The organism is Bacillus sp. FSL P2-0099 (genome assembly GCF_038007445.1).
GTDB lineage: Bacteria > Bacillota > Bacilli > Bacillales > Bacillaceae_G > Bacillus_A > Bacillus_A mycoides.
Window position 1 is genome coordinate 4161337 of the sequence record NZ_JBBOXE010000001.1, and the last position, 26459, is coordinate 4187795.

The 26459-nt window shown below is 35.8% G+C and carries 36 protein-coding genes; 15 read left to right on the plus strand and 21 right to left on the minus strand.

Translation table 11 applies throughout. The annotated features are described in order from the left end of the window. Nucleotide 1: 1 nt before the first annotated feature. The gene (locus MKY90_RS21455; protein WP_000816054.1) at nt 2–283 is read right to left on the minus strand and encodes a YqhV family protein; all 282 of its coding nucleotides are present in this window, start codon (nt 281–283) and stop codon (nt 2–4) included. Nucleotides 284–461: 178 nt separating this feature from the next. Here MKY90_RS21455 and MKY90_RS21460 point away from each other — a divergent pair, with 178 nt between their 5' ends. Then, the gene (locus MKY90_RS21460) at nt 462–1043 is read left to right on the plus strand and encodes a GNAT family N-acetyltransferase (RefSeq protein WP_063218913.1); all 582 of its coding nucleotides are present in this window, start codon (nt 462–464) and stop codon (nt 1041–1043) included. Next, nucleotides 1024–1344: a hypothetical protein gene (locus MKY90_RS21465; protein WP_063218912.1), complete on the plus strand. Its 321-nt coding sequence runs from the start codon at nt 1024–1026 to the stop codon at nt 1342–1344. Before MKY90_RS21460 ends, MKY90_RS21465 begins: the two co-directional genes overlap by 20 nt. 35 nt (nt 1345–1379) lie before the next feature. Here the strand turns inward: MKY90_RS21465 and efp are convergent, their stop codons facing one another. From efp to MKY90_RS21485, 4 genes are read right to left on the minus strand one after another with little or no spacing between them, the layout of a single operon-like run. Beyond that, on the minus strand, nt 1380–1937 hold the full coding sequence (gene efp / locus MKY90_RS21470; RefSeq protein WP_002015051.1) for an elongation factor P: 558 nt from the start codon (nt 1935–1937) through the stop codon (nt 1380–1382). Nucleotides 1938–1958: 21 nt separating this feature from the next. Further along, nucleotides 1959–3020 (minus strand): Xaa-Pro dipeptidase, encoded by a 1062-nt coding sequence (pepQ, locus tag MKY90_RS21475; RefSeq protein ID WP_002015050.1) that lies wholly within the window; start codon nt 3018–3020, stop codon nt 1959–1961. Nucleotides 3021–3024: 4 nt separating this feature from the next. Then, nucleotides 3025–3465 carry a type II 3-dehydroquinate dehydratase gene (aroQ, locus tag MKY90_RS21480; RefSeq protein WP_002015049.1) on the minus strand — a complete coding sequence of 147 codons (441 nt, stop codon included), beginning with the start codon at nt 3463–3465 and terminating at the stop codon, nt 3025–3027. A 55-nt stretch (nt 3466–3520) separates the two neighbouring features. After that, nucleotides 3521–4006 (minus strand): YqhR family membrane protein, encoded by a 486-nt coding sequence (locus tag MKY90_RS21485; RefSeq protein WP_141506894.1) that lies wholly within the window; start codon nt 4004–4006, stop codon nt 3521–3523. Nucleotides 4007–4250: 244 nt separating this feature from the next. Here MKY90_RS21485 and MKY90_RS21490 point away from each other — a divergent pair, with 244 nt between their 5' ends. Both MKY90_RS21490 and MKY90_RS21495 read left to right on the plus strand, forming a co-directional pair. Continuing rightward, entirely contained in the window at nt 4251–5171 is a 921-nt protein-coding gene (locus MKY90_RS21490) for a DUF1385 domain-containing protein (protein ID WP_002015047.1), read from the plus strand. Nucleotides 5172–5250: 79 nt separating this feature from the next. Further along, complete coding sequence (locus MKY90_RS21495; RefSeq protein ID WP_002129056.1) at nt 5251–5652, plus strand: SA1362 family protein; 402 nt, start codon at nt 5251–5253, stop codon at nt 5650–5652. Nucleotides 5653–5730: 78 nt separating this feature from the next. Here the strand turns inward: MKY90_RS21495 and MKY90_RS21500 are convergent, their stop codons facing one another. The 3 genes from MKY90_RS21500 to splB all read right to left on the minus strand — a co-directional run bounded on the left by MKY90_RS21500 (nt 5731) and on the right by splB (nt 8019). Then, the gene (locus MKY90_RS21500) at nt 5731–6378 is read right to left on the minus strand and encodes an HAD family hydrolase (RefSeq protein WP_341092515.1); all 648 of its coding nucleotides are present in this window, start codon (nt 6376–6378) and stop codon (nt 5731–5733) included. 53 nt (nt 6379–6431) lie between these two features. Beyond that, on the minus strand, nt 6432–6860 hold the full coding sequence (gene mntR / locus MKY90_RS21505) for a transcriptional regulator MntR (RefSeq protein ID WP_001143080.1): 429 nt from the start codon (nt 6858–6860) through the stop codon (nt 6432–6434). 133 nt (nt 6861–6993) lie between these two features. Beyond that, nucleotides 6994–8019: a spore photoproduct lyase gene (gene splB / locus MKY90_RS21510; protein WP_002067092.1), complete on the minus strand. Its 1026-nt coding sequence runs from the start codon at nt 8017–8019 to the stop codon at nt 6994–6996. A gap of 156 nt (nt 8020–8175) precedes the next feature. Here splB and MKY90_RS21515 point away from each other — a divergent pair, with 156 nt between their 5' ends. From MKY90_RS21515 to MKY90_RS21525, 3 genes are all read left to right on the plus strand, one after another. Then, the gene (locus MKY90_RS21515; protein ID WP_000556081.1) at nt 8176–8493 is read left to right on the plus strand and encodes a PadR family transcriptional regulator; all 318 of its coding nucleotides are present in this window, start codon (nt 8176–8178) and stop codon (nt 8491–8493) included. Between the two features lie 5 nt (nt 8494–8498). After that, nucleotides 8499–9170, plus strand: coding sequence for a DUF1129 family protein (locus MKY90_RS21520; protein ID WP_078184479.1), 672 nt, complete (start codon nt 8499–8501; stop codon nt 9168–9170). A gap of 200 nt (nt 9171–9370) precedes the next feature. Further along, on the plus strand, nt 9371–10210 hold the full coding sequence (locus MKY90_RS21525) for a hypothetical protein (protein ID WP_098167369.1): 840 nt from the start codon (nt 9371–9373) through the stop codon (nt 10208–10210). Between the two features lie 28 nt (nt 10211–10238). Here the strand turns inward: MKY90_RS21525 and MKY90_RS21530 are convergent, their stop codons facing one another. Then, entirely contained in the window at nt 10239–11075 is an 837-nt protein-coding gene (locus MKY90_RS21530; protein ID WP_002015039.1) for a lipoate--protein ligase family protein, read from the minus strand. A gap of 169 nt (nt 11076–11244) precedes the next feature. On the opposite strand from MKY90_RS21530, the gene MKY90_RS21535 reads away from it, so the two are divergent. After that, nucleotides 11245–11628, plus strand: a complete 384-nt coding sequence (locus MKY90_RS21535; RefSeq protein WP_002015038.1) for a rhodanese-like domain-containing protein — start codon at nt 11245–11247, stop codon at nt 11626–11628. 37 nt (nt 11629–11665) lie between these two features. Here the strand turns inward: MKY90_RS21535 and MKY90_RS21540 are convergent, their stop codons facing one another. Continuing rightward, nucleotides 11666–12202 (minus strand): DNA polymerase III subunit delta, encoded by a 537-nt coding sequence (locus tag MKY90_RS21540; protein ID WP_201065576.1) that lies wholly within the window; start codon nt 12200–12202, stop codon nt 11666–11668. Between the two features lie 317 nt (nt 12203–12519). Here MKY90_RS21540 and MKY90_RS21545 point away from each other — a divergent pair, with 317 nt between their 5' ends. The 5 genes from MKY90_RS21545 to MKY90_RS21565 all read left to right on the plus strand — a co-directional run bounded on the left by MKY90_RS21545 (nt 12520) and on the right by MKY90_RS21565 (nt 15170). Further along, complete coding sequence (locus tag MKY90_RS21545) at nt 12520–13497, plus strand: LacI family DNA-binding transcriptional regulator (RefSeq protein WP_002129066.1); 978 nt, start codon at nt 12520–12522, stop codon at nt 13495–13497. Nucleotides 13498–13595: 98 nt separating this feature from the next. Beyond that, nucleotides 13596–14177 carry a TetR/AcrR family transcriptional regulator gene (locus MKY90_RS21550; protein WP_341092518.1) on the plus strand — a complete coding sequence of 194 codons (582 nt, stop codon included), beginning with the start codon at nt 13596–13598 and terminating at the stop codon, nt 14175–14177. A 71-nt stretch (nt 14178–14248) separates the two neighbouring features. Next, nucleotides 14249–14581, plus strand: a complete 333-nt coding sequence (locus MKY90_RS21555; RefSeq protein ID WP_000312339.1) for a DMT family transporter — start codon at nt 14249–14251, stop codon at nt 14579–14581. 1 nt (nt 14582) lies between these two features. Further along, nucleotides 14583–14897, plus strand: coding sequence for a DMT family transporter (locus tag MKY90_RS21560; protein ID WP_002015033.1), 315 nt, complete (start codon nt 14583–14585; stop codon nt 14895–14897). Between the two features lie 15 nt (nt 14898–14912). Then, nucleotides 14913–15170 carry a DUF3975 family protein gene (locus MKY90_RS21565; RefSeq protein WP_341092520.1) on the plus strand — a complete coding sequence of 86 codons (258 nt, stop codon included), beginning with the start codon at nt 14913–14915 and terminating at the stop codon, nt 15168–15170. 16 nt (nt 15171–15186) lie between these two features. On the opposite strand, the gene MKY90_RS21570 is transcribed toward MKY90_RS21565, so the two are convergent. From MKY90_RS21570 to gcvT, 11 genes are all read right to left on the minus strand, one after another. After that, nucleotides 15187–15372, minus strand: coding sequence for a hypothetical protein (locus MKY90_RS21570; protein WP_098167366.1), 186 nt, complete (start codon nt 15370–15372; stop codon nt 15187–15189). A 247-nt stretch (nt 15373–15619) separates the two neighbouring features. Further along, nucleotides 15620–16216 carry an ABC-2 transporter permease gene (locus MKY90_RS21575; RefSeq protein WP_078213467.1) on the minus strand — a complete coding sequence of 199 codons (597 nt, stop codon included), beginning with the start codon at nt 16214–16216 and terminating at the stop codon, nt 15620–15622. A 32-nt stretch (nt 16217–16248) separates the two neighbouring features. Continuing rightward, the gene (locus MKY90_RS21580) at nt 16249–16881 is read right to left on the minus strand and encodes an ABC-2 transporter permease (protein ID WP_078213468.1); all 633 of its coding nucleotides are present in this window, start codon (nt 16879–16881) and stop codon (nt 16249–16251) included. Nucleotides 16882–16895: 14 nt separating this feature from the next. Further along, nucleotides 16896–17564, minus strand: coding sequence for an ABC-2 transporter permease (locus MKY90_RS21585; RefSeq protein ID WP_341092525.1), 669 nt, complete (start codon nt 17562–17564; stop codon nt 16896–16898). Next, nucleotides 17545–18417, minus strand: a complete 873-nt coding sequence (locus tag MKY90_RS21590) for an ABC transporter ATP-binding protein (RefSeq protein ID WP_341092527.1) — start codon at nt 18415–18417, stop codon at nt 17545–17547. The genes MKY90_RS21585 and MKY90_RS21590 overlap by 20 nt, the downstream gene beginning before the upstream one ends. A gap of 3 nt (nt 18418–18420) precedes the next feature. Further along, nucleotides 18421–18795 carry a GntR family transcriptional regulator gene (locus tag MKY90_RS21595; protein WP_002184968.1) on the minus strand — a complete coding sequence of 125 codons (375 nt, stop codon included), beginning with the start codon at nt 18793–18795 and terminating at the stop codon, nt 18421–18423. Nucleotides 18796–18913: 118 nt separating this feature from the next. Next, complete coding sequence (locus MKY90_RS21600; RefSeq protein ID WP_002088608.1) at nt 18914–19105, minus strand: hypothetical protein; 192 nt, start codon at nt 19103–19105, stop codon at nt 18914–18916. Nucleotides 19106–19175: 70 nt separating this feature from the next. Beyond that, entirely contained in the window at nt 19176–19379 is a 204-nt protein-coding gene (locus MKY90_RS21605) for a DUF3929 family protein (RefSeq protein WP_000262495.1), read from the minus strand. Nucleotides 19380–19662: 283 nt separating this feature from the next. Further along, on the minus strand, nt 19663–21138 hold the full coding sequence (gcvPB, locus tag MKY90_RS21610; RefSeq protein WP_002122485.1) for an aminomethyl-transferring glycine dehydrogenase subunit 2: 1476 nt from the start codon (nt 21136–21138) through the stop codon (nt 19663–19665). Further along, nucleotides 21135–22478 carry an aminomethyl-transferring glycine dehydrogenase subunit 1 gene (gene gcvPA / locus MKY90_RS21615; RefSeq protein WP_341092529.1) on the minus strand — a complete coding sequence of 448 codons (1344 nt, stop codon included), beginning with the start codon at nt 22476–22478 and terminating at the stop codon, nt 21135–21137. Before gcvPA ends, gcvPB begins: the two co-directional genes overlap by 4 nt. A gap of 20 nt (nt 22479–22498) precedes the next feature. Then, entirely contained in the window at nt 22499–23599 is a 1101-nt protein-coding gene (gcvT, locus tag MKY90_RS21620; protein ID WP_341092532.1) for a glycine cleavage system aminomethyltransferase GcvT, read from the minus strand. Nucleotides 23600–23991: 392 nt separating this feature from the next. Here gcvT and MKY90_RS21625 point away from each other — a divergent pair, with 392 nt between their 5' ends. After that, nucleotides 23992–25674 (plus strand): DEAD/DEAH box helicase, encoded by a 1683-nt coding sequence (locus MKY90_RS21625; RefSeq protein ID WP_002015016.1) that lies wholly within the window; start codon nt 23992–23994, stop codon nt 25672–25674. Next, complete coding sequence (locus MKY90_RS21630) at nt 25661–26455, plus strand: YqhG family protein (protein ID WP_002088611.1); 795 nt, start codon at nt 25661–25663, stop codon at nt 26453–26455. Before MKY90_RS21625 ends, MKY90_RS21630 begins: the two co-directional genes overlap by 14 nt. Nucleotides 26456–26459 lie beyond the last annotated feature (4 nt).

Sequence of the window (26459 nt, forward strand, 5' to 3'; positions counted from 1 at the left end):
ACTATTTCAACAACGCGATAAAAATGCAGCCAATTCCAAGCGCTAGAAAAAAGAGTTTCAAGAAAGAAATCTCACTTGCTACACTCGCTATGCCAATTGTCATTGTTAAAATTAATACGGTCGGTCCAACAAACGCCAACATACCATTTATAAACAATGCTTTCTTCGCATCATTCACGTAAAGCATAAGCAGAGCGGCGAATATTTCCGCGCTTCCTGAAAACAACCGAAGTAATCCCATAACAAGCACGGATGTTTCCATTGCCGCTAGCCACTGTTTCATTCTCCCACCTTCTCCCATAACAGTTACTACTTCCTTATTCTGAAAAAGAATATATTTGTACAACCATATGCAGAGGTTGTCTATTTCAGAAGTAAAAACATAATTTTTCTCTATCGACTTAATCTAAAACTGAATATTCCAATTAATTTATGGTATATTTAATAGAAAAGGAGCATAGATGATGAAGCAAGTTACTTTATTACCGCTCGATTTACGATATGCAAATGTGATTTTTGAGCTATCAAGCAATCCACATGTAAAAAATGCATTAGGGCTAAAAGTAGAATCAGTGGAAGATACAAAAACATTCATTCTTTTTGCAATTGAAGAGGAACGAAAAAAGCACTCCTTATCAAGAGTGATTGTAAATGAAGAAAATGAAATAATTGGCCTCACGACACTTAAACATATTAATTACGAACAAAAGCACTCACATATTGGAAGTTGGCTCGGCTATCAATATTGGGGAAGAGGATATAACGAATCTGCGAAAAAAGAGATCTTTAAAATCGCTTTTTTAGACTTGCAACTTACATACGTATTTGCCGGTGCTAAAACGACTAACATTCGCTCTTTAAAAGCACAAGAGAAACTATCTTACATTTCATTACATGTGGAAAAACAATTTCCAGACGTACACGCTGCTTTGGAGAAAGAAGTAAAATCACCTTGCGTACTGCATGTTGTATCATGCGAAAAATTTTCAAATTGGTTGGAAGTACAAAATGAGGGGGGAAAATATGAAAGCATTAAAAATTAGTTTAACAATTGTAGTAGAATTAGCTATTATTTATCTTTTTTCAAAAATGGTTGGCTGGTCATTTATCGAGAGCTTTTTCCTTGGCAGTCTAGCAATATTTGCAATTACGTGGTTAATTATTATGAGTAACTTTAGAAATAACAATATGGATCATGTAACGAATAAAACTTTTACCGGTATTGAAACTGGTGAAATACGCCCGTTTCAAATTGTTTTGACTCCATATATTATGGGTACCCTTTCACTCGTCACAGTTAGTTTTGTTATAACCGCAATTTACTATCTTCCCTACTTCCTATAAAAAAAGCACTCGTGATAATCACGAGTGCTTTTCTACTATGCACGAGAAACGTATTTACCTTCACCAGTGTTGATGATAAGCATTTCGCCTTCGTTAATGAAGATTGGTACTTGTACAACAAGACCAGTTTCTAATTTAGCTGGTTTTGTTACGTTAGAAGCTGTGTCACCTTTAATACCAGGCTCTGTTTCTGACACTGCTAATTCAACTGTGTTCGGAAGTTCAACACCAAGTACTTCATCTTGGTATGTCATAATAGATACTCCCATGTTTTCTTTTAAGAATTTTAATTCGCGCTCGATTTGGTTTTCGCCAAGTTCGATTTGCTCATAAGTTTCGTTATCCATAAATACGTGAGACTCACCGCTCGCGTATAAGTATTGCATACGACGGTTTTCGATGTGTGCTTTTTCTACTTTTTCACCTGCACGGAATGTTTTCTCTTGAACAGATCCTGTGCGAAGGTTACGTAGTTTAGAGCGAACGAATGCAGCACCTTTACCTGGCTTTACGTGTTGGAAATCCATTACTTGCCAAAGGGCATTGTCCACTGAAATTGTTAAACCTGTACGAAAATCGTTTACTGAAATCATGTAAAAAAATCCTCCTGTGTATTACAAAATAATAAGTTCTTTTGGTGATTTCGTTATTACTTCATTACCTTCACTTGTTACAATGATATCATCTTCAATACGTACCCCGCCAACACCTGGAATATAAATACCTGGTTCTACTGTTACAGCCATACCTGGTTCAAGTACTGTATCAGAACGGAACGCTAAACCTGGTGCTTCATGGATTTCAAGACCGATTCCATGACCAGTAGAGTGTCCGAAGTATTCACCATATCCTTTTTCCGTTATGTAATCACGCGTTAATGCATCGGCCTCACGACCCGTTAAACCAGCTTTAATACCGTTCACACCACGTAGTTGTGCTTCTAAAACGATATTATAAATTTCTTTTAATTTATCAGATGGTTCACCGACTGCAATCGTACGAGTAATATCAGAGCAATATCCTTTGTAATAAGCGCCGAAGTCTAATGTAACGAAATCTCCTTTTTCTATCACTTTTTCAGATGCCACGCCGTGCGGTAATGCCGAACGAAGACCTGAAGCAACGATAATATCAAACGAAGAAGATGTTGCTCCTTGTTTTCTCATGAAAAATTCAAGTTCATTTGACACTTCAATTTCAGATACTCCCGGGCGAATGAATGATAGAATATGCTCAAAGGCAGCATCTGCAATCTGTGCAGCTTCCTTTAATATCTTAATCTCTGAATCAGTCTTTATCAAGCGTAACTTTTCTACAAGCCCAGAAGTTGGGATGAATTCAGCTTCGATCGCTTCATTATGCGTTACGTAAGAGCTATATGTAAGAGTATCTTGCTCAAATCCTAGCTTTTGAATTCCAAGTTCTTTAACTTGTTTCGCAACTTCATCAAGAATTAATCCTGCATGCTGCACTATTTCGTATCCAACCGCTTGCTTACTAGCTTGCTCTACATAACGGAAATCTGTAATAAATAGAGCACGCTCTTTTGAAATTAGTACAACACCAGCTGTTCCTGTGAAATTCGCCATATATCTACGGCTATGTTCATTCGTTAATACGATACCGTCAATACCAGCCTCATCAAACGCACTTCTTAATCTCTCGATCTTTTCCATTACTTTATGCCTCCCTCAATTTCTCCATTAATGCAAATAACGCTAACTTATAGCCATAAAAACCAAATCCAACAATTTGTCCCGCACAAACAGCCGCCGTCACAGATTCGTGACGGAACGATTCACGCTGGTGAATGTTAGAAATATGTACTTCAATAACAGGAATCGAAATGCTCGCAATTGCATCTCGAATCGCATAGCTATAATGCGTAAATGCTCCAGGATTTAAAATGATCCCTTCATATATATCTTCAGCCTCATGAAGACGATCGATAATAGCACCTTCATGATTCGATTGGAAACATTCTAACTCCACTCCCATTTTCTCTGCTTCGTGTTTCATATCTGTTTCAAGCGTCGCTAACGTTCCTTTTCCGTATACATTTACTTCCCTAACGCCAAGGCGATTTAGGTTAGGACCATTTACGAGGAGTAACTTTTTCATTTTCTTAAAACTCCTTAATATTAAAAAATGTCTATACGACATTTTAACATAGGAATCACTTGTTTGAATAGTTTGTCTTCTCGACCCCTTCTCCTCTATTTGTATTATTCGATTCGAATGCTACAGAATACGAAATAAAAACACCATATAATATAAAGATACATATTGTCGTTACAATTGTTTCTTTCGGTAAATGGAGTGCACTTTTAATAACAGGTGCCATTAGCCCCATCCCCAAAAATAATAATGCCCACCAAAACAAACCGTATAGTACGCCAGGGAGTACTCCTTCAAACTTTTTAAAAAGGGCTTTATAGAGAAATGCCACTAAAATTGAAAGAAGTCCCATACAAACGATACCTAGTACATTTCCCCAAACCCCTTCTTTCCAATCTCCAAATGCAAACGGTAAAAGTAAATAGTTAGGTCCAGCTTCTGTAAATGAGAATATATGAAGGAAATACCATATACCTCCCCAAAATAAGCCCCCAAATAAACCAATTTGTACAAAGTTTCTTATTGTTGATTGTTCTTGATTCACATTGACACCTCCGCTCACTAGTATGCCCGAAACTATTTTGAGGCATGTTTAAATCCTGCAAAATTTGTCTATAAAAAGAATAAGAAATGTCCGACTCTCGTAACATTTTCCCTTGTCATCTGCCTGTATTTGTCGATAAAATAAAGGAAACTCGGTGATTGTCTTATTTCAAGATGACAAAACCAAGTATGACAATTGCCTCTTTTTCTACATAAGAGAGAAACAAATACAGGTTGGTGTTAACATGGCAGAAGAGTCAAAACAAATATATGGCGGGCAGGCAGTCATAGAAGGAGTTATGTTTGGCGGTAGAGAATATACTGTTACAGCGGTTCGTCGTAAAGATAAATCGATTGAATTTTATCGTTTACCACGCGTTCGTAATAAAGCATTATCTTTACTAAAGAAAATTCCATTTTTACGAGGTATTGCCGCTATTGTGGATGCAAGTGCGAATGGAGCGAAACATTTAAACTTTGCTTCAGAACGATTTGATGTCCACCCAGAAGAAGATGAACAACTTGCAAATAAAAAAGAAGAACAATCAAAATTAACGATGGTATTAGGAGTTGCAGCAGTTGGCGTTTTATCGTTCATATTCGGTAAAGTAATTTTCACAGCAGTTCCTGCACTTTTAGCTGAATTAACGAGACCGATTTTCCCATCTCATACAGGGCAAATCATTGTCGAAAGTGTCATTAAGCTCATGCTATTATTGAGCTATATATACTTCATTTCTTTAACCCCACTTATTAAGCGGGTATTTCAGTACCACGGTGCGGAACATAAAGTAATCAATGCTTACGAGAATAACCTTCCACTGACTGTAGAAAATGTTCAAAAGCAAACTCGCCTCCATTATCGCTGTGGCAGTAGCTTTATAATATTTACAGTCATTATTGGAATGTTTGTTTATTTCCTAGTTCCTACAGATCCACTTTGGGCAAGGGTAGTAAACAGAATTTTATTAATTCCAGTTGTTCTCGGCATTTCTTTTGAAGTATTACAATTTACCAATCGATTACGAGATGTCCCTGTTTTGCGAGTACTTGGATATCCAGGATTATGGCTGCAACTATTAACAACGAAAGAACCAACAGATGATCAAGCGGAAGTTGCAATCGCATCGTTTGAAGAATTATTACGTTTAGAAAACAAACAATAATTATTTAAAAATGGTGTTCAACTCCTTTCCTCATCGTTAATATACTAATTTTAATATATGTTTTTAGGAGGTGTCCCTTATGAACGGTCGTTCGTTTACATTCGCTATATTTGTGCTTATTATCGGATTAGCAATATTCGGCCTTGTTTCATCTGTTATTACAGATCCAATGGGAGTATTGAAAAACATTGGTATCATGTTAGCTGTCGTCGGTATCTTTTACTTACTCTACAAAATGTTTACAAACTCTAGTGGTTCTGCAAATTCGCAAAGCTCATATAAGCGTGCAGCGAAACAATCGAACCGCAAACACGGGAAACAAAATGTAGCACCCCTAAGTAATTCTTTCTTGAAACGAAATGCTTCTGATGACAAGGGGAAAAAGGGTAATTCTCCATCGTTGAAAAGAAAAAGAAAACAATCTCATTTAACTGTCATTGAAGGTAAAAAAAACAAAAAGAAAGACCGTGCTTCCTTTTAGGAAATACGGTCTTTTTTATCTCAATTAGTATGGGCAAATAATCAGTGGGGATGAGAAAAGCCCCGACTGATTAAAGTTTCACTTTATATGTTGAAGTACTTCTTTCAAACTTTTATCTTTCATACTTTCGATACGAAGGTGATGGTTTTCAAATTGTAAATTTCTTGTCACATCATTAGGTACGACGACACATTTTAATCCTGCTGCAATTGCTGCTTTCAATCCATTTAATGAATCTTCAAATACAACAGCTTCTGATGGTTCAATTCCTAATTCTTCTATCGCAACTTTATAAAGAGCTGGATCTGGTTTTACCTTCTCTACATCTTCTCGCGTTTTAATCACTTCAAAATAATCTCTAATTTGTAGCTCTTCTAAAAAACGAACGACCCACTCCCTAGATGAACTAGAGGCTAATGCGATTTTCAATCCAAGTTCTTTCGCTTCTTCTAAATATTCTTTTACCCCGTCACGCGCTTTTGGTATTTTCATTTTCTCTTTATGTAAAGTTGTTACTTTTCCCTTTAATGCATGCTCGTTAAATTTTTCTTTTAATTGCTCTTTTAAATATGCATAAAGCACTTCATCTGTCGTTCCAATACATTTCGCAAATTCCTCTAAAGGTAACTCGCCGCCGTATTCACGAACAGCATCTCTGAAAGAGTGAAACCATATTGTTTCTGTGTCCACAATTAATCCATCAAAATCAAAAATAATTGCTTTCATTATTCTCCCGTCCTTTTCGATTGAAATAAAAAAGGAAACGCCACACGTTCCCCTTAATTACTTTTCTCTTCATTTGCTTTTTGAACACCACGAAGTGTTTCTACTCGAACTTCATCTTGTTCAAAGTATTGTACTAAATCACCGATACGGTCAATTGATTCCCAACTTAAATGATGTTCAATTCCTTCTACATCATTATAAATTTTGCTTTCATCCACACCGATAATGCGCATGAACTGTTCTAACAATTCATGACGATATACGAGACGTTCTCCGATTTTTTTACCTTTTGATGTTAATACAAGCCCTCTATATTTTTCATAAATTAGATATTCGTCTTTGTCTAATTTTTGTACCATTTTTGTTACAGAGGATGGATGTACACTAAGCGCTTCAGCAATATCAGATACACGGGCATAACCCTTTTCATCAATCAACAAATAAATTTGTTCAATATAATCTTCCATACTAGGGGTAGGCATCGGTTTCCTCCATCCAATTTCATTTTGCTTATTCCGTGCGAAGCAATCAATAAAATGATACACCAGAAAGAATAACGTGACAAGGTGGAAACGAGCCTAAATATATAAAACAAAAAAAGAATCCAGATTCCCCTTATGTAAAATATTGAATTTCTGCATCGGGAAAATACTCATATATATAACCTCGTATTGTTTCTTCCAATACTTCTGCATCATCCTTTTGATATACATATTTCCCAATACCGTATCGTCCCCATTTATATTTCCGCTTCTCTTCATCCATTTCAAGTTTCGTATTCGGATAACGTTCTTGAATGACTTTTTTGGCTGGTTTCGTAAAACGATGTTGAATTAATTCGAACGTTAAATTTGGTATCGTCATGTCTTTTAATTCATTGTACAATCGTTCAAACAATTCACGGTACCCTTCTTCCCACCCTTCATGCATATAAATTGGCGCAACAATAAAGCCAAGAGGATAATTAGCCCCCGCTACTTTACGAGCAGCCTCAATTCGCTCTTCAAATGGCGATGTCCCTGGTTCAAAATTTTTAATCACATAACGTGAATTAATACTAAATCGAAAACGCGTTTTCCCGTTATGCTTTGCATCTAATAAATGATCAACATGCGAATATTTCGTAACGAAACGTAAACGTCCATGTTCACTTTCTCCGATAAACTCTATCGCCCGCTTTAATGCATGTGTCAAATGATCAATTCCAACGATGTCTGATGTACACGCCGCTTCAAATCTTGTTATTTCAGGGGCCCTTTCATCCATATATTGCTTTGCCTTCTCAAAGATTTCATCTAGATTCACATACACCCTTACGTAAGGTTTGCTCCCAAGTGTCGTTTGCAAATAACAATAATGACAATGTCCCATACACCCTGTTGCAAGCGGAATTGCATATTCAGCTGAAGGTTTTGATGTATCGAACTTTAACGTCTTCCTCACCCCAACGACAAGTGTTGCTTTTGCATTACGATACTTTTGCAATTCATTTTCCCCTGGAAAATTTCTAATTTGATTGTGTGATGTCGTTTCACGAATTTCTAATCCCATCTTCGTAAACTTCTCATAAAGCTCTTTTCCAAGCGGATATTCGAGTGCCCTCGGTTCAAAGTAAACGAGTTTTGGCATAAATGGTTTCATGTGCTTCCCTCCTCTCGTTAGTATGGGAAGCACATGAAAATTAACACAGATTAAAGTTTTCCACTTCAGTAACTTGCTTTGCAAGTTACTGACTGTTATAATTTGGATAACAGCTACCTTGCAACGCAAGTTACCTGGATAAAAGGTGGTGAAATCATGCACAGCCAAATGTTAAAAGGTGTACTAGAAGGTTGCATTCTATATATCATTTCACAAGAAGAAGTGTACGGATATGAACTAAGTACAAAATTAAATAAACACGGCTTTACATTCGTAAGTGAAGGAAGCATCTATCCTTTATTGTTACGCATGCAAAAAGAGAAACTTATTGAAGGAACATTAAAGGCTTCCTCTCTTGGACCGAAGCGAAAATATTATCACGTAACTGATAAGGGATTAGAACAACTTGAAGAATTTAAAAAAAGTTGGGGAATGGTTTCAACGACGGTAAACAACTTATTACAAGGGGAGTGATGGGGATGAAAGCTCAAGATATGATAGAACTAAACAACAGAAAACGCAAACTTCTAACACCTGAAAACGAAGCTGCTTATGGCGATATGCTAGTATATCTTCGGTTATCTAACGTACCTGAACATCAAGTAGAAGAACTATTATTAGAAATATTAGATCACCTCATCGAAGCACAAGCAGAAAATAAAAATGCTTATGATATTTTCGGAAATGATTTACGATCTTACTGCGATGAACTTATATCAGCTTTACCAACCCAAACAAAGCTAGAACAAACTTCTTTAATCGGTTTTGTTATTAGCTTACTTCTTGCTATACAGTTTGGAATAGATGCACTTGTTTCGACTTTCATTTTAATCTTCGGGAAGAATATCGAACAATTAAGCCCAGCTTTTAGCATCCCTGGAACCACTTTGTTCGTTTCACTTATTATACTAGGTATACTTTTCATTTTATATTTATTAAAGCGCTATTCCTTTGATCAAAAGATGAATTGGAAAAGAAGGATTCTATTTGGATTTGCATTTGCTACTCCATTTTGTTCAGCTGTATTTTTAAATGTCTATTTCAAAAAACAACCTTATCTCATTTATCATCTAACCTTTTGGCAAAACGCTTTAATCGCTATTCTATTTTATATTTTATATAAATTACTATACAAAAAATCAAATTTTTAACAGCCCTTCAAACGGCTGTTTTTCTTCTGTATAATTTTACAAATTGAAAAATTTCATAAAGAAAATAAGAAAAATGCAAAATAATTAAAGTTAATTGTTGACGTGATGCTTTTATTATCGGTATCATAAATCTTCGTGAGCAATTATTTTTCGTTATACGATTTTTTTATTATTACTGAATTTTTGAGAGGAGAAATTTGATGTCAGTTAAGAAGAAAACGCAAGTACGCACCGGCAAAATGGTACGTGAACTAATGTTAGCAGACGAAGATGTAAATGCTTCGCTAATTATGGTATATAGTGAAAACGGTGTAAACGCAGAAATTAAAATCGAGGGCTTAACGCCAAAATGTAACGAAGAATTATTTTTGAGCGGAAACGTGGATTGGAACAAGAGTGTTATTTATAAAATTGTTGATTTCACTGGGAACGCTGAGGTTGGTAAAGTTACATTAACAGCGATGAACAAAAACAATGTTTCTCTAGAAGTTGAACGCGTTATGTGGAGCAAAGAAAATAAAGAAGCTGCTGAGCAAGAAGAAACAGTTGTAGAAGCTACTCCGAAAAAAGAAGTAGTTGTAGAAGCTCCAAAAGCAGTTACACCTGCTCCAAAGCCTATTACGCGAGTAGAAACACCTGCTGTATCTAAACCTACTCCGGTACCAACGCCGAAGTCAGTAAGTGTTGAAGCAGCTATAGAACTATCTACTCCAGCACCTGTGAAAAAAGCAGTACCTACTCCAGTTACAAAGCAAGAGACAGCACCGGTTACTCCTATAAAACCGAAGCAACCTGCTTTGACTGAAACAAATACAAAACTACAAGAAAATTATGTTAAACTTGTGAAAAAGACAATTGAAGTTTGTCAAGATTACGAGCTTGGCATCGACATAGATGATTCTATTGAAGGATTAAAAAAAGAGCTACAAAGCCAAGGTATTAGCGTTACATTCGACAAAGAAATTATGGACGTTGTAAATCGCCTTCGTTCTTTACAAGATAAAGGAATCAAAGTAGAAAAAGTACTTAATTTACTATAAAAATAAGGAGATGGCGGTCGCCATCTCCTTATTTTTTATAATTCCATTCATTACTTTCATACTTCTCTTTTGCTAAAGTTTGAACTTCATGAAGCTGTTCTTCTGTTAGTTCATACGGCACAAGCTCTATATCTAAACCTTTTTCAAATCCAGTTTCAAACGCTTTAATTAACTGTTCAATCGTAAATGTGCGGTCTGTTAATTCATTAATCGCTACCGCTTTAGAAGAAAACATGTTTTTCATACGCTCTTTTACTCGCTCATTTGGGAATAAAAATAGGTCGTATAACTCATCTAAATCTATTTCTAACGGAATAGAACCGTGTTGTAAGATAACACCTTTTTGACGTGTTTGGGCACTACCCGCGATTTTTCTTCCTTCAACTACAATCTCATACCAAGATGGTGCATCAAAACATACTCCTGAACGCGGATTTTTTAAATTCTCACGATCCGCTTCTGTTTTCGGAACTGCATAATACGCTTCTAATCCTAATGCCTTAAAACCGTCCAATAAGCCTTGCGAAATAATTCGGTATGCTTCTGTAACTGTTTTTGGCATATTCGGATGATCTTCAGACACAATAACACTGTACGTTAATTCTTTGTCATGTAGTACACCCCTGCCGCCTGTTTGACGACGAACGAATCCATATTTCTTTTCGTTAACTACATCCATATTTATATCTTTTTCAACACGCTGGAAATACCCGACTGTTAATGTTGGTACTTCCCATTCATAAAAACGAATTGTTGGTGACATTTTCTTTGCACTTTGCCAATTTAATAAACATTCATCTAACGCCATATTAAATGCTGGTGAACATTGACCAGAGTTAATATAACACCATTTTTCTTTTCCCATCCTGCACCTCATATAACCAATTATTTTTCACATTCTCTAGTCTACCAAATTCGACAAAATTTGTGAAAGAATACGAAATTTCTTCTTATATACAAATGAATCTGTTGCATAAATACATATGGGCATTATAATATTGAAAGTAGGATAAGAAAAAAGGAGCGATAGAATCGTGTCAACAAACTTGATTATTATACTAGCCGCAATTGCAGCATTCATCGGCTACACTGTATGGATGTATTTCTATCAGAAAAAATTAATTAAAACACTTTCAGAAGATGAATTTCGCGCTGGCTACCGTAAAGCACAGCTTATCGATATTCGCGAAGCGGATGAATTTAACGCGGGACATATTTTAGGTGCGCGTAACATTCCATTATCACAAATTCGCCTTCGCCACAAAGAACTTCGCCAAGATCAACCGGTTTATTTATATTGCCAAAGCGGATTCCGTACAGGTCGTGCAGCTCAATACTTAAAAAAACAAGGCTACACAGATTTCTACCAATTAAAAGGTGGATTTAAATCTTGGTCAGGAAAAATTAAAAAGAAATAATATACAAAAAACTAGCTGCACGATACAGCTAGTTTTTTCATTCCATATTGTTCGCAATGTACAGCAGATTTTGTTTAATCACATCTTCAGCTTTCTCATTTACATTACGATATAATAGCTGATATTCAATCCCCTTCTCTTTCCATATAAGCGTAGCAAATTCGTCCCCTCGCTCGTAATCATCCTTATTTTTAAAATAAGCAGGTGCTCCATTATTCAATTTCATTTGTTCTTGAAATCGATTCTCTTCTACGAGGTATGGAAAACTGTAAGAAAAGTTGGCCACTGTTAATTCTATATAATCGTGCCTTCCTTTCTCTTGTTGCTTATATTTAATCGTTAAGACAGCATTCTTCTTTCCCATCGTTCTTACCTCTCCCTGCACATCACTCGTAATGTCATAAGGTAAAAACGTTGGAACTTTAAACTTTGCCGGAAAATATTTTGGAAGTTCCTTTAGCGGAATCGGATCAGTAACACGGTCCTTAGCCCCTCCTGTTGTTCCTACAAATGTTTTTTCTTCTTGCATCGTTTGCTGAAATGAACATGAGCTAAGTATTACACTAGAAAACACGAAACAAATGATTCCTTTTTTCAATTTGTTTCCGCCCTTTCATACCGCTCTCTTAACGAGTGAAGCGTTTATACTCTCTACTATTCGCTTCGTTATCAAACGCCTCCTCCGAAAACTTTCCACGTTATTCTCACACATTCTGACAAAAATTCTTTGCAGACATACAAAAAAGACCCCACTATTCTTACGCCCAAATAAAAAGGTTACGCGAACAACAGAAGTCATGCTTATAACATAGATTGTGAAAAGCTTTTCAGGTCAAGATTTTTTTCATTCTTATTATTTTCCCCTTATAATTAAGGAAAGAGGTGATACATATGGCCAATATAAAACAAATTGCAAAAACTGCTGGTGTATCTATATCAACTGTTTCTCGTGTTCTTAATAATCATCCTTACGTAAAAGAAGAAAAGCGTAAGCGTGTTTTAGATGCAGTTGAAGAATTGAACTATGCAAAAAATATAAATGCTATCCATTTAATAAAGGGTAAAACATATACAATTGGCGTTATGCTACCTTTTATTAATCTTCCGTACTTTAGCACGATCATTGAAGGAATCGGAAACGAAGCGTTAGCAGCTGGATATCATATTAATTTATGCCAAACGAATTACGATAGTATTGAAGAAATTCGCGTTCTTGAAATGATGAAAATGAAGCAATTTGACGGGATGATTATTTGCTCTCGCACGAGTTCATGGGAACAAATTGAACCGTTCGCAAAATTTGCCCCTATTATTTCATGTGAAAAAATGAAACATCCCCTCATTTCATCTGTCTATGTAGATCATTACGAAGGATTCCGCCTTGGTACTTCCTATTTACTCAGTAAAGGTCATGAAAAAATCGGCATTTGTTTAGCAAGAAAAACAAGTGCTAATTCAATCGATCGTGAAAAAGCTTTCGCCGATACTCTTCGTCAAGAAGGAAAAACAGTGCACCCTGATTGGGTTTTTCATCAATGTTATACGATGCAGGACGGGGCAAAAATACTTCATCGTATTTTAAACATGAAAAATCGTCCAACCGCTATTTTCACAGCGAACGATCAAGTAGCTGCTGGTTTATTAACAGAGGCAAAAAAACATGGCATTCGCATACCTGAAGACCTCGCTATCCTGGGATTTGATAACCATGAAATTTCAAAAGCATTAGAAATTACAACTATTGAGCATCCCGGGCTCACAATGGGATCACGTGCTTTTTCTTTATTTCATAAACAGATACAAAACGAACACATTATTGGAAACTCAGAAGAACTTTCATTCCATTTAATTGAGCGAAAAACAGTCTAGAAAAGAGTGCCAACCATAGCACTCTTTTTTCAGTTCTTCACCTATTGACTTTATATTTTTTATCTCATATAATGAACCTAACGAACGGTAGGTAGGGGATGAAAATGACAGCAAACCGCATTAAAGCTGTAGCACTTTCTCATTTCGCGCGCTACGGCTACGAAGGAACTTCATTAGCAAATATTGCTCAAGAAGTTGGGATTAAAAAACCATCGATTTACGCACACTTTAAAGGAAAAGAAGAGCTATATTTTACATGCTTAGAATCCGCTCTTCAAAAAGATTTACAAAGCTTCACTGACGATATCGAAAATTTTTCAAAATCGTCTACTGAAGAATTGCTAGTAAATCTGTTAAAAGGTTATGCAAAACGATTTGGTGAAAGTGAAGAATCAATGTTTTGGTTACGAACTTCTTATTTTCCGCCGGATGCATTTCGCGAACAAATTATTGATAAAGCGAATGTACACATTGAAAATTTCGGAAAACTTTTATTCCCTGTGTTTAAAAGAGCAAGCGAACAAGATGAACTGCATAACATTGAAGTAAAAGATGCTTTGGAGGCTTTTTTATGCTTACTTGACGGCCTTATGGTTGAACTACTATACGCAGGTTTAAATCGTTTTGAGACACGTTTAGAAGCTTCTTGGAAAGTATTTTGGCGCGGCCTTTCAAACTGACGGATTGCTCCTTTGCAATGCGTCGTTTTTAAGCCCTTTACCTAACGACTGGTAGGAAGGAGAAATGACATATGGCATGGATTTATGTAATCATAGCTGGTATTATTGAAATCTTTTGGGTTATTGGACTTAAAAAAGCGGAGGCACCACTTGAGTGGGCTGGTGTTGCTCTATTAATTACAATTAGTTTCGTCTTATTATTTAGAGCATATAAAGATTTACCTGTCGGCACTGTATACGCAGTCTTTACAGGAATTGGAGCTGGTGGAATCGTTCTTACAGAGATTTTCATCTTCGGAGAACCTTTCTCTATCGTAAAAGTATTATTAATCGGTTTAATCTTCTTCGGAGTAATTGGTTTAAAACGAGTAACAGAAGAAAAAGAAGCGAAGGAGGCCGCATAAAATGGCTTGGGTATTTTTAATTCTAGCTGGTATTTGTGAAATTGTTGGTGTACTCTTTATGAAAGTAGCCACTGAAAAGAAAGGCTGGGCACCAAAAGTTATTTTAATCGCTAACTTTGGCGTAAGCTTCTTCTTCTTATCTCTTGCAATGAACACATTACCGATGGGAACTGCTTACGCAATTTGGACTGGAATCGGAACTGCCGGAAGTGCACTTCTCGGTATTCTTATTTTCCGCGAGTCAGCGGATTGGCGTCGCCTTGCCTTCTTAAGCTGCATTCTATGCGGCGCTGTTGGCTTAAAATTATTAGGCTAACGTGAGGTGAATGTCATGTGGAAAGAAAAAGGAAAACAAATCTTAACATGGATCACACTCGGGATTATCATTCTATTACAAATAAGTTTTCATATAATAGAATGGCTGTTTCATAAAGTATTATCCATTCTTACATTCCTTCCTAACATGGCACTTGAAATTGCATCTATCGCTTGGTCAATTATTGCCTCCATTACAATCGTGATTATATGGAGTATCGCCAAGCTATGGAGCAAGTTATTTAAAAAGGACAGTTCTTCTGAAAAGAAGTAACTGTCCTTTTTTATGCCTATTCAGATTTTCTATAGAAATTTGATGCGATAAGACAAAGCAAACCAACTATGACAACACTCATACCAATCCCTTTATGCAAAATAGGAAATAGCGGTGGTATATCCGAATAAAAATTTGCTAATGTGAGACCTATTGAAAATAAAAGTACTCCTATTCTATATAACCATTTTCTTTTGTTCATCATTCTCCCTCCTAAAATTTTTCATATCCTTCTTTCTTTTGGACATACTACCTAAAAAAGGAGTGGGTTATATGCAAAATTCTATACATAAGCAGATCCTATTTTTATTTTTCCTCTTTCTCATTTTCGTTATCGTTTTCAGCTTTATATTACATACTCCGAAAGATGTGCCTAATAGCCTTTCTGTTTATAAACTTTTGCTCTCGTATTGCCGTTATTGAAGAAGGTGCCTTTTACGAGGCACCTTTTAAAATTCTCTCTTCTCATACAATTTCACTGAAACGAAGATAGATACTATGAACATGCAAATTGAACTAACGAATAACACGCTGTTATATAGTTGAATTTGTTCTAGGTTGATTTGAAAGAACATAGAACAGATTGCTATCGGTGCTATTAGTATGAAAAGCGTAATAAAAATAGTTTTTTTATACCCTAGCCAAAACGATATCGGTAAAACAAAGCTTAAATACACTAAAATAAAGCTAATACTAGCAACCATTGTCGTTTCAATAAATTCAAATAGGTTAACCCCATTCTTCATTCCCATCGTGAAACAACCGACCGTTACGCTTATAAAAAGAATAATAATTGCTACTATATATTTCGCATACACGATTTGTTTCCTGAATATTGGCAAACTACTTACTATAACTTCACTCTCATTTTTACTATCTGCTTCAAATGTTTTTACTGTTGCCCCAATTGTAATAATTACTGACATAATTATGAATAGATTTTCCGTATCTGTTAAAGCCATATAAAAGAGAATAGGATACAGTATGTACCAAATTAAAAATTTCCATTGAATGATGAAATCTTTTAAAATTAATTGCTTGATCATGTATTACACCTCCTAATATGAAAATGTCCCTTCTATAACTCTGCCTCCTGAAACATTTTCATTGAGAGAAACATTGATATGACTATACTTACTAATACTCCGATACCAAGAACAATCATTGCTAGTGTAGCCTCTTGAGATTGAAGTACTTTTAACATAATTATTTTATCACCAAAAACATTGCACATAAGGCCAATCATACCCGTTAAAGGCAAAACCATAATAACATTCAAAACAGAAGTAGCTTTATATCCTCCAACGTAATTAGCAGGTATCGTTACAACACAATAGATCAAAGTTGCTACTATTGCTGAAAATATTGCATATCCAGGAATAGCTATGTCTCTGTTCAATAAAATATTTCCTAATATTACGACTATAAAAGTTGTACTCAAACCAGTCATAATAAATAATGAGCTTGAAATATATTTAGCTATAACTATCTCTTTTCTCGTTATAGGCAAACTCACTAATACTTTTTCTGCTTTACTTTTCTCTTCATGATAAAAAGAAATATATATAATCGTACTACATGTTATAAATAATCCTATTGCAATCCCCATTGGTTGGACGGGATTCCTAAAAACAGAGAAAATAGGTATTAAAAAATAGAAAGGAAACATCTTCTTATGTAAGAAAAACTCCTTTAAAATCAACTGTTTCATATGAATTCTCCTCTCTATAAATCACGCGATCCATAAATTTTAATTGTTAGAAACATAGAAGCGATATATACACTAGCTAATATAATTCCTCCAACTATAAATAAGCTAAGATGTGATGGATTCATAATCCACTCAATGAATGAAGGTGCTGTTGCGTTCAGTCCATCCCCTATAAATATCCATGCAATTCCAGCTACTGCCATCGATGCTCCTGACAAGATACTTCTTGCTACCTTTGATTTGGTTCCGTAATAACTAGGAAAAAAAGCCGCAACAAAAACCAAAGCGTAAACAGCCCCATTTACTACTCCATACCACAGAATTTCAATATACAAATTAGGATGGTATACACCGATATCATCAATAACAGCGACACCTCTTATAAGAAAAACAACTAACATAGTTGAGACTATCCCACCTACAATAAATATCGCACAGGAAATATATCTAGCAATTATGATATCCTTTCGACTTAACGGTAAACTATTTATAACAATGTCACTTTTATTCCTTTCATCCATATAGATTAACGTCATAACCGAGGAAAGGGTTATAAATAGACAACTCATCGGAAATAACAATTCACCACTTGGCTCTAACATAAATAACAAAAGAGGCATAACAAAATTCACTAACCACATCACCCGAAAAAAGAATAAATCTTTATAGATGAGCTGACGCATAGGCACCTCTCCCTTTCGCAGTGTAAACGATGATATCATCTAATGTAGGTTTTTCTAGTACAACCTCATTTCCAAACCAATCTATAATTGCTTGTTTTTCCTTTGCGAGTCCTTCAAATCCGAATTTATTTTTGCGTAAGCCAACGAATAACTCTTTTCCTTCTCGATCCAATAAATCATTGCTCCCCTTTACGATTACGTAATTCTCCATTAATTCATCTTTCTCACCAGTAAATATAATTTCTCCATCGTTGATGAGCGTAATATAATCCGCGATGCGCTCTAAGTCTGTTGTAATGTGTGTTGAGAATAATACAGATACTTCATCTTCCATTAAAATCTCTTGCAGCATATCAAGTAATTCACTTCGAACAACTGGGTCTAATCCTGCTGTTGGTTCATCCATAATAATGAATTCCGCATGGTGTGAAAGTGCGATTGCAATCGCAAATTTCATTTTCATCCCTTTGGATAACTCTTTAATCTTTTTATACGTTGGAACTTGTAATCTCTGCATATACGATTGATACTGCTTTTCGTCCCACTTTTTATATAACGGTGCAATAATCCGTTTCATTTGCTCACACGTTAAATCTTCGTAATAATGATTTTCATCATATACAAAACCAATATTTTGTTTTATTTCCTTTTCGGCTTTCTTATTGTCCTTACCAAAAATTTTTATATCACCGCTCTCTTTTCTGATTAAATTCATAATCATTTTGATCGTCGTACTTTTTCCAGCTCCATTCGGTCCGATAAATCCCATAATATATCCACGTGGCAATGTAAAACTTACATTTTTCACTGAGAAATCTTGATAAGTTTTACAAACGTTTTTTAGCTCTAACATCTCTTATTCCCCCTCATATAAACACGCAATCATCTGCTGTAAATCTTCAAGTGAAAGCTGCAACGCTTTACTTTCATTCACAATCCCTTCCGCTTTACTTTCCAATAGACGTAGCCGCTGTTCTTTTAGTAGTTCATTATTTTTACGTGAAACATAAGTCCCCTTCCCAGCAACAGTTTCTATATATCCTTCTTTTTCAAGCTCCTCGTACGCACGCTTCGTTGTAATTACACTAACTTGTAATTCCTTCGCTAAGCTACGAATAGACGGTAATTGGTCTCCACCCTTTAAACCACCATTTAAAATAAGCTGGCTTAATTGTTTTCTTATTTGCACATAAATAGGGTCTTGGGAAGAATTCGAAATAATAATATTCATGTTTTCCTCCAGTGTGTGTATATACTGTGTATACCTTATATATACAGTATATACACACCATCCTATTTTTGGCAAGAAAAAAAGACCAACATTTTCCTGTTGGTCTTTCGTATATGTATCACTTTTCAAAGCGATCTAACATTTCGTCTCTCATTCCGAAACTAACAACCGCAATTCCTACATACATAAAAAGAAGGAATGCTGGATGAACTGTATTGTACCAGCTGCTATCAACAATTAAATAAATCGTTAACGCCACAACAAGAACAAACGCTAAAATAAACATATAAAAGTGTCGTGTATTACCCATGATAAACTCCTCTCTTCTCTCTTCACCATTCAACAGTATATTGTATCGAATAATTCGATATGACTCAAGGTTAACTTTCTGTTATGTAATCAAGTTCTACCTTTACAATGTCCTCACACGCTATTGAAATGATTGTTCCTTGTTTATCAATCGCTGTCACTTCTCTATTATCCATTACACGGTGTGCTACTCTTTCTAACACTTTCCCTTGGTCTCGGTAACAAAATTCTTTTACATCTTTAATTGTTTCTCCATTTTCTAAATGGTATACCATTCTATAACATCGATATCCCACGCTTCCACCCCCGTCTTGCTCGTTTTTTCACATATACATAAAAATGAGTAATTTCTACCTCATCACATCTTCTTAATTTCAATAAAATTCTAACAAAAATAAATACTTTTATCAAACCGACTTTTTCAACAAAATCACCTATAAAACCGCATCTTTACAGCAATATGAAACAAAAAATATAAATTTTTAACATTTTTTTCATTCTAGCTGCACCAATGTTGCAAAAAAAAGAACCCGCATGTAGCGAGTTCTTTTTTTGCAATCACACTTGTACAGGTGCTAGCTTTTCATAACGTAAAACTGGTTTACGAGCAGCCAATGTTTCATCTAAACGTTTTATTACTGTTGTATGTGGTGCTTCTTGTACAACTTCTGGATTTTCTTCTACCTCTTTAGCAATTTGAATCATCTTATCAATGAAACCATCTAATGTTTCTTTTGATTCTGTTTCTGTTGGCTCAATCATAATACATTCTTCCACATTTAATGGGAAGTAAATTGTTGGTGGATGGTAACCGAAATCAAGCAGACGTTTTGCAATATCTAATGTACGTACACCAAGTTTCTTTTGACGACGACCTGATAATACAAATTCATGCTTGCAATGTCTATCGAACGGAAGATCATAGAATGGTGCTAATCTTCTCATCATATAGTTCGCATTTAATACAGCATACTCAGTTACTGCACGCAAGCCATCTGGGCCCATAGAACGAATATATGTGTATGCACGAACGTTAATTCCGAAGTTACCATAGAATGGTTTCACACGCCCAATTGCTTCTGGACGATCATAGTTGAAGTGATAGCCATTTTCTGTTTTCTCTAAAATCGGTTTTGGTAAGTACGGAATTAAATCAGCTTTCACACCTACTGGACCAGAACCTGGGCCACCGCCGCCATGCGGACCTGTAAATGTTTTATGAAGATTTAAATGCACAACGTCAAATCCCATATCTCCTGGGCGTGCTTGGCTTAATACCGCATTTAAGTTTGCACCATCATAGTATAATTTACCGCCTGCGTTATGGACGATTTCTGCCATTTCTAAAATATTTTCTTCGAATAGGCCTAATGTATTTGGATTTGTTAACATAAGTGCTGCTGTTTCTTCGTTTACAACACGTTTTAAATCATCTAAGTCAACAAGACCATGTTCATTTGATTTCACCGTAATTGTTTCAAAACCAGCTACTGTTGCAGACGCCGGGTTTGTTCCGTGAGCAGAGTCAGGAACAATTACTTTCGTACGGTTAAAGTCACCGTTCGCTTCATGATATGCACGAATCAACATTAATCCTGTCCATTCTCCGTGTGCACCAGCTGCTGGTTGTAACGTAACAGTATCCATACCTGTAATTTCAATTAAATGTTCTTGTAAGTCATACATTAATTCCATTGCACCTTGCACTGTTTTTTCATCTTGAAGTGGATGAATATTTGCAAAGCCTGCGAAACGAGCTACGTTTTCATTAATTTTCGGATTATATTTCATCGTACAAGACCCAAGTGGATAGAATCCAGAATCCACACCGTGGTTACGGTTTGAAAGCGCTGTGTAATGGCGCATAATATCAAGTTCAGATACTTCTGGAAGCTCTGCATCTTCTACTCGAATATAATCACTCTCAAACACATCTTCTAATTTTACTTCTTCTACATCTAATTTGGGTAAGCTATATCCTACGCGTCCTTCTTTAGTCACTTCAAAAATAAGTGCTTGGTCTTGGTTCTTCATTGGATAGCCCCCATTTCGTTTACAAGTGTGTCAATTTCCTCTTTTGTACGAAGCTCTGTTACCGCTACAAGCATATGGTTTTCATGCTCTTTATAATCACGGCCTAGGTCGTAACCACCGATAATATTCTTTTGTATTAATACATCATTTATTTCTTTAACTGGACGTTTACAATCTACAACAAATTCATTAAAGAATGGTCCAGCGAACGTTACTGTGAAACCTTTCGCTTCAAATTGACGTTTTGCATATTGTGCTTTAGAAATGTTTTGACGTGCCATTTCTTTTACACCTTGTTTGCCAAGTGCCGTCATTGCAACAGAAGCTGCTAATGCATTTAACGCTTGGTTTGAACAAATGTTAGACGTCGCTTTATCACGACGAATATGCTGTTCACGTGCTTGTAACGTTAATACAAATCCACGTTTACCATCTGAATCTACAGTTTGTCCGACAAGACGTCCTGGAATTTTACGCATAAATGCTTTCGTTGTTGCAAAGTAACCACAGTGCGGTCCGCCAAACTGCGTTGGGATACCGAATGGTTGTGCATCACCGATTACAACATCAGCACCGAATTTTCCTGGCGGTGTTAATGCGCCTAATGATAATGGATTTGAAGAAACGATAAATAATGATTTTTGTTGATGAACGATTTTTTCGATATCAGCTAACTTTTCCACTTGTCCGAAGAAGTTTGGATATTGAACGATTACACAAGCAACTGTATCATCTACTTCACTTTGTAATACTTCTAAATCTGTTACACCGTTTTTATGATCAATTTCAACAACTTCAAGATTTTGACCTTTTGCATATGTTTCAAGTACCGCTCTTGATTCTGGATGAACTGTCGCTGAAACAAGAATTTTCTTTTTGCGAGTATGACCAGCTGCTAGCATTGCTGCTTCAGCTAAAGCTGTACCTCCGTCATACATAGAAGAGTTTGCTACATCCATTCCTGTTAATTCACAAATCATTGTTTGGAATTCAAAAATTGCTTGTAATTCCCCTTGTGAAATTTCTGGTTGGTATGGTGTGTAAGCTGTATAAAACTCTGAACGAGAAATAACATGATCAACAATTACTGGAGCGTAATGATCGTATACACCTGCTCCTAAGAAAGAAGCATATTCTTTTAAATTAGCATTTTTACTAGCCATTTGAGATAACTCTTTTAACAGCTCTGGCTCTGATTTTGCTTCTTTAATTTTTAAATCCCCTTTAAAACGAACACTCTCTGGAATATCAGAGAATAATTCGTCGATCGTTTGAACGCCGATCGTTTGTAACATTTCTTTTTTGTCTTCTTCTGTCATTGGAAGATAACGATGCAACATGAAATCTACCCCTCTCCCCGTTACTTTGAACGTTTATAAAATGGTGTTGGAACAACTACTGCTTTGACGCGTTTATTACGAATTTCAATTTCTACTTCTGTATCAACTGCTGCGTATTTTACATCAATTAGTGCTAAACCAATGCTTTTCTTTAACGTTGGAGATTGTGTACCACTCGTTACTTCCCCGATTTTTTCTTCTCCTATAAATACAGGGTAATGCGTACGAGGAATACCGCGTTCGATTACTTCGATGCCGACTAATTTACGAGATGCACCGTTTTCTTTTTGCTCTTTTAACGTTTCTTTTCCAAAGAAATCTGCTTCTTTATTTGGTTTTACCGCAAAGCCAATTCCCGCTTCAATCGGTGTAATATCTTTTGATAACTCTTGTCCGTATAACGGAAGTGTTGCTTCGAAGCGAAGTGTATCACGAGCACCTAAGCCACATGGTTTTAAGCCCTCTTCTGCTCCCACTTCAAGAAGTTTCTCCCAAAGTTTTGCTGCATCTTCACTCTTACAGTAAATTTCGAATCCATCTTCACCTGTGTAACCTGTACGAGATACAAGTGCAGGAATTCCATCTACAAGAATATTATTTTTAAATTTAAAGAACTTAATTTCTTTCAAATATTCTGACACAACTTTTTGTAAAATGCCTTCTGCTTTTGGTCCTTGAATTGCAAGCTGCGCAACTTCACTAGAAACATTGACTACTTTCGCATCGCCAATTACATGGCTAGCTAACCATTCGTAATCTTTCTCGATATTTGATGCATTGATTACTAATAAATAGTCTTCTTCACCACGTTTGTAGATTAATAAGTCATCTACTGTGCCACCATTTTCATAGCACATAGCTGTATATTGTGCGCCCCCTACCTTTAAGGTAGATACGTCATTTGTAACAACACGTTGTAAAAATGCTAAACTATCTACACCTTTTACCTCTACTTCTCCCATATGAGATACATCGAACAAACCTGCTCCTGTACGTACAGCTTCATGTTCCTCTTTAATGCTTGAAAATTGAACTGGTAATTCCCAACCACCGAAGTCGACTGTTTTCCCACCATACTTCGCGTATACATCAAATAACGGTGTACGTTGTAATGTAATCATGCTCTTTCCCCCTTATGCTCTGACAAATCAATAAAAGTTGCTTCCCATATCTAAACATTTTCATTCTGAAAAGATAAGGTTATACGGAATCTCAGTATATTTTTTTTATGAAAGCGTAAATAAAAAGTTACTTTCTTGGATAAAATACGAAAGATTCCACACATTTCACACCATTATCCTAACATTATTCGCTATATTTCATCAATATTCTAGCATAAAAAATAATTTAGAATTTTTCATTCTTAATCTTATTAAATACAAATTTTGAAATTTAGCCCTCTATCATTGCCTATTCTTTAACTTTTAGTAATTGTGATAGCGCCTTATTACGAGGCTTATAATAAAGATTTTTTTAATAATCACTTTAGTTTATAAAAGGTGGGAGAGTCTTAATGAATGTCGATATTTCCGTAGATCGAACGTGGCAAAATAATTTTTTAAAAAGAATTGATGAAGATGGTCCTTGGACAAATTGGGATTTATATCATTTAGCTTATAAAACAGAGAAATCGTTACTCGTCCCTACTTTTGATGGATTGCAAGCACCGAAACATTTATCACATTTCACGCCGCTTCCACATCAATTAGAGGTCGCTCAAAATGTCATTGAACAAATGAATGGTAAAGCGATTCTAGCAGATGAAGTTGGACTTGGAAAAACGATTGAAGCTGGACTTATTTTGAAAGAATATATGGTTCGAGGACTTGTAAAAAAGGTACTCATTCTCGTTCCAGCTTCTCTCGTATCTCAGTGGGCGTATGAACTAAACACAAAATTTTTTATTCCTGCGGTCGCTCAAAAGAAAAGTTATTCTTGGGAACAAGCTGATGTCATCGTTTCATCAATCGATACTGCGAAACGTTCACCGCATCGCGATATCGTTTTAAACCTAGAGTATGACCTTATTATTATCGATGAAGCACATAAACTAAAAAATAATAAAACAAAAAACTATGAATTTGCACAGCGATTAAAAAAGAAGTTTTGTTTATTACTAACTGCAACTCCTGTTCAAAATAAAATCGATGAAATCTTCAACCTCGTTTCTTTATTAAAACCAGGTCATTTAGGCAATCAATCTAATTTTGAAGAATATTACGCTTCCAAAAATCGTTCCACTGAATCAGATGAAGATTTAAAAGCTCTTATCAATAAAGTAATGGTTCGAAATAGACGCAATAACACTGGCATTGATTGGCCGAAGAGGCATGTACGAACAATCTTCGTTGAATTCAATGAAGAAGAACAAGCTTTGTATAATGAAATTGAAAATTGGCGTGGACAAGATGCCGTCACATCTGCTTTCTCATCCTTAACTTTAAAACGGGAAGCATGTAGTAGTCGTGAAGCTGTTTACTATTCACTAAAAAAACATGTAGAAAAAAGACAGAAAGAAAATGAGCACTACATAAAGGACCCACATATTGATGTGCTGATGGACAAAATTAATCATATTCCGTTCAACTCCAAAGCAAATAAAGCACTAGAGCTTATAAAAGAAGTTGACGATAAAGTCATTATCTTCACTGAATATAGAGCTTCACAAATGTATTTACAATGGTTCTTACAACAACATGGCATTTCCTCTGTTCCATTTCGCGGTGGATTTAAGCGCGGGAAGAAAGATTGGATGAAGGAGCTTTTCCAAAATCATGCCCAAGTATTAATTGCGACCGAAGCTGGTGGTGAAGGAATTAACTTACAATTTTGTAGCCATATGATTAATTACGACTTACCGTGGAATCCAATGCGACTCGAGCAAAGGATTGGACGTATTCACCGTCTTGGACAAAAAAATGATGTTCACATTTATAACTTAGCAACAAAGCACACTGTTGAAGAGCACATTTTAAAACTACTATATGAAAAAATTAATTTATTTGAACGTGTAATCGGTGAACTCGATGAAATTTTAACGAGAATCAACATGAAAAATATTGATGCGCATATTCAAGAAATTTTCGCGCAGTCAAAAAGCGAAGGTGAAATTCGAATCAAGATGGAAAATTTAACATCTATTATCGATTTTGCGAAGCGCAATGAAGCAGAGGTGCAGGACTATGCAGCAAAATGAAATTCATAATTACTTATATAACTTTTTTGAGGCGAATAACTGCGAAATTTTAGAACGTTCCCCTCACCTATTAGACGTGCAATTAACAATTGAAATGGATAAATTATTAATGAACCGCCCTTTCTATTGGCACTATCTTGAAAAAACAGGAGGCGTTCCGAACCCGATGCGCCTTACTCTTATTACAAATCCGGAAAACGAAGAAAACGACGGTGAACTTATTCATTACGGTTCACCCCGTTTGCATCAAATATTTGAAACAACAAAAGAACTAGGTTCATACATACGTTTATATGAGGAAGTGAAACATAGCGGGGCAACTCATACCCCCCTTCATCCTTGGCTTGGTGTAAATATAAAAGTATCTTATCAATGCGACCGAAAAAAAGACATACTTCATTCCATCGGTATTCATCTTATTTCCGGGACAATGATTGCAAACTTTCATGACACTTTAGCAGAGATCAAACTCACACCGAAAATACCTGACTTTTGTTTTACCCTCTCACCTATCATTAAGCCACAAAGTGGCTTACAGCGTATAGAGGATGCTTTAAAAAGTATAATCGCTGAAGATGACCACACGTGGGCAAAAGAAGCGAGAGTGCGTTGGAATCACGATTTAGACCTTTTAAATCGATTTTACGAAGATAGCGATGAACTTCCAGAAAGCTATGAAATTGAAAAGCAAGCATTACAAGAACAATACGAACCACGCATTACAATACAAATTATAAACGGTGGTCTCTTTTATGTTACCGCAAATCATTTTCTATCTTAAAGAA

Excerpts from the sequence above, each read along its gene's own strand:
- efp (WP_002015051.1), bottom strand. The coding sequence starts at position 1,937 with ATGATTTCAGTAAACGATTTTCGTACAGGTTTAACAATTTCAGTGGAC.
- MKY90_RS21605 (WP_000262495.1), bottom strand. The coding sequence starts at position 19,379 with ATGGTATACCATTTAGAAAATGGAGAAACAATTAAAGATGTAAAAGAA.
- MKY90_RS21555 (WP_000312339.1), top strand. The coding sequence starts at position 14,249 with ATGGCATGGATTTATGTAATCATAGCTGGTATTATTGAAATCTTTTGG.
- MKY90_RS21565 (WP_341092520.1), top strand. The coding sequence starts at position 14,913 with ATGTGGAAAGAAAAAGGAAAACAAATCTTAACATGGATCACACTCGGG.
- MKY90_RS21575 (WP_078213467.1), bottom strand. The coding sequence starts at position 16,216 with ATGATCAAGCAATTAATTTTAAAAGATTTCATCATTCAATGGAAATTT.
- MKY90_RS21520 (WP_078184479.1), top strand. The coding sequence starts at position 8,499 with ATGAAAGCTCAAGATATGATAGAACTAAACAACAGAAAACGCAAACTT.
- MKY90_RS21570 (WP_098167366.1), bottom strand. The coding sequence starts at position 15,372 with ATGAACAAAAGAAAATGGTTATATAGAATAGGAGTACTTTTATTTTCA.
- gcvPB (WP_002122485.1), bottom strand. The coding sequence starts at position 21,138 with ATGAAGAACCAAGACCAAGCACTTATTTTTGAAGTGACTAAAGAAGGA.
- splB (WP_002067092.1), bottom strand. The coding sequence starts at position 8,019 with ATGAAACCATTTATGCCAAAACTCGTTTACTTTGAACCGAGGGCACTC.
- MKY90_RS21625 (WP_002015016.1), top strand. The coding sequence starts at position 23,992 with ATGAATGTCGATATTTCCGTAGATCGAACGTGGCAAAATAATTTTTTA.
- MKY90_RS21460 (WP_063218913.1), top strand. The coding sequence starts at position 462 with ATGATGAAGCAAGTTACTTTATTACCGCTCGATTTACGATATGCAAAT.
- MKY90_RS21495 (WP_002129056.1), top strand. The coding sequence starts at position 5,251 with ATGAACGGTCGTTCGTTTACATTCGCTATATTTGTGCTTATTATCGGA.
- mntR (WP_001143080.1), bottom strand. The coding sequence starts at position 6,860 with ATGCCTACCCCTAGTATGGAAGATTATATTGAACAAATTTATTTGTTG.
- MKY90_RS21590 (WP_341092527.1), bottom strand. The coding sequence starts at position 18,417 with ATGTTAGAGCTAAAAAACGTTTGTAAAACTTATCAAGATTTCTCAGTG.
- MKY90_RS21525 (WP_098167369.1), top strand. The coding sequence starts at position 9,371 with ATGTCAGTTAAGAAGAAAACGCAAGTACGCACCGGCAAAATGGTACGT.
- MKY90_RS21490 (WP_002015047.1), top strand. The coding sequence starts at position 4,251 with ATGGCAGAAGAGTCAAAACAAATATATGGCGGGCAGGCAGTCATAGAA.
- MKY90_RS21600 (WP_002088608.1), bottom strand. The coding sequence starts at position 19,105 with ATGGGTAATACACGACACTTTTATATGTTTATTTTAGCGTTTGTTCTT.
- MKY90_RS21465 (WP_063218912.1), top strand. The coding sequence starts at position 1,024 with ATGAAAGCATTAAAAATTAGTTTAACAATTGTAGTAGAATTAGCTATT.
- MKY90_RS21595 (WP_002184968.1), bottom strand. The coding sequence starts at position 18,795 with ATGAATATTATTATTTCGAATTCTTCCCAAGACCCTATTTATGTGCAA.
- MKY90_RS21545 (WP_002129066.1), top strand. The coding sequence starts at position 12,520 with ATGGCCAATATAAAACAAATTGCAAAAACTGCTGGTGTATCTATATCA.
- gcvT (WP_341092532.1), bottom strand. The coding sequence starts at position 23,599 with ATGATTACATTACAACGTACACCGTTATTTGATGTATACGCGAAGTAT.
- gcvPA (WP_341092529.1), bottom strand. The coding sequence starts at position 22,478 with ATGTTGCATCGTTATCTTCCAATGACAGAAGAAGACAAAAAAGAAATG.
- MKY90_RS21580 (WP_078213468.1), bottom strand. The coding sequence starts at position 16,881 with ATGAAACAGTTGATTTTAAAGGAGTTTTTCTTACATAAGAAGATGTTT.
- pepQ (WP_002015050.1), bottom strand. The coding sequence starts at position 3,020 with ATGGAAAAGATCGAGAGATTAAGAAGTGCGTTTGATGAGGCTGGTATT.
- MKY90_RS21515 (WP_000556081.1), top strand. The coding sequence starts at position 8,176 with ATGCACAGCCAAATGTTAAAAGGTGTACTAGAAGGTTGCATTCTATAT.
- MKY90_RS21585 (WP_341092525.1), bottom strand. The coding sequence starts at position 17,564 with ATGCGTCAGCTCATCTATAAAGATTTATTCTTTTTTCGGGTGATGTGG.
- MKY90_RS21455 (WP_000816054.1), bottom strand. The coding sequence starts at position 283 with ATGAAACAGTGGCTAGCGGCAATGGAAACATCCGTGCTTGTTATGGGA.
- MKY90_RS21500 (WP_341092515.1), bottom strand. The coding sequence starts at position 6,378 with ATGAAAGCAATTATTTTTGATTTTGATGGATTAATTGTGGACACAGAA.
- aroQ (WP_002015049.1), bottom strand. The coding sequence starts at position 3,465 with ATGAAAAAGTTACTCCTCGTAAATGGTCCTAACCTAAATCGCCTTGGC.
- MKY90_RS21560 (WP_002015033.1), top strand. The coding sequence starts at position 14,583 with ATGGCTTGGGTATTTTTAATTCTAGCTGGTATTTGTGAAATTGTTGGT.
- MKY90_RS21550 (WP_341092518.1), top strand. The coding sequence starts at position 13,596 with ATGAAAATGACAGCAAACCGCATTAAAGCTGTAGCACTTTCTCATTTC.
- MKY90_RS21530 (WP_002015039.1), bottom strand. The coding sequence starts at position 11,075 with ATGGGAAAAGAAAAATGGTGTTATATTAACTCTGGTCAATGTTCACCA.
- MKY90_RS21630 (WP_002088611.1), top strand. The coding sequence starts at position 25,661 with ATGCAGCAAAATGAAATTCATAATTACTTATATAACTTTTTTGAGGCG.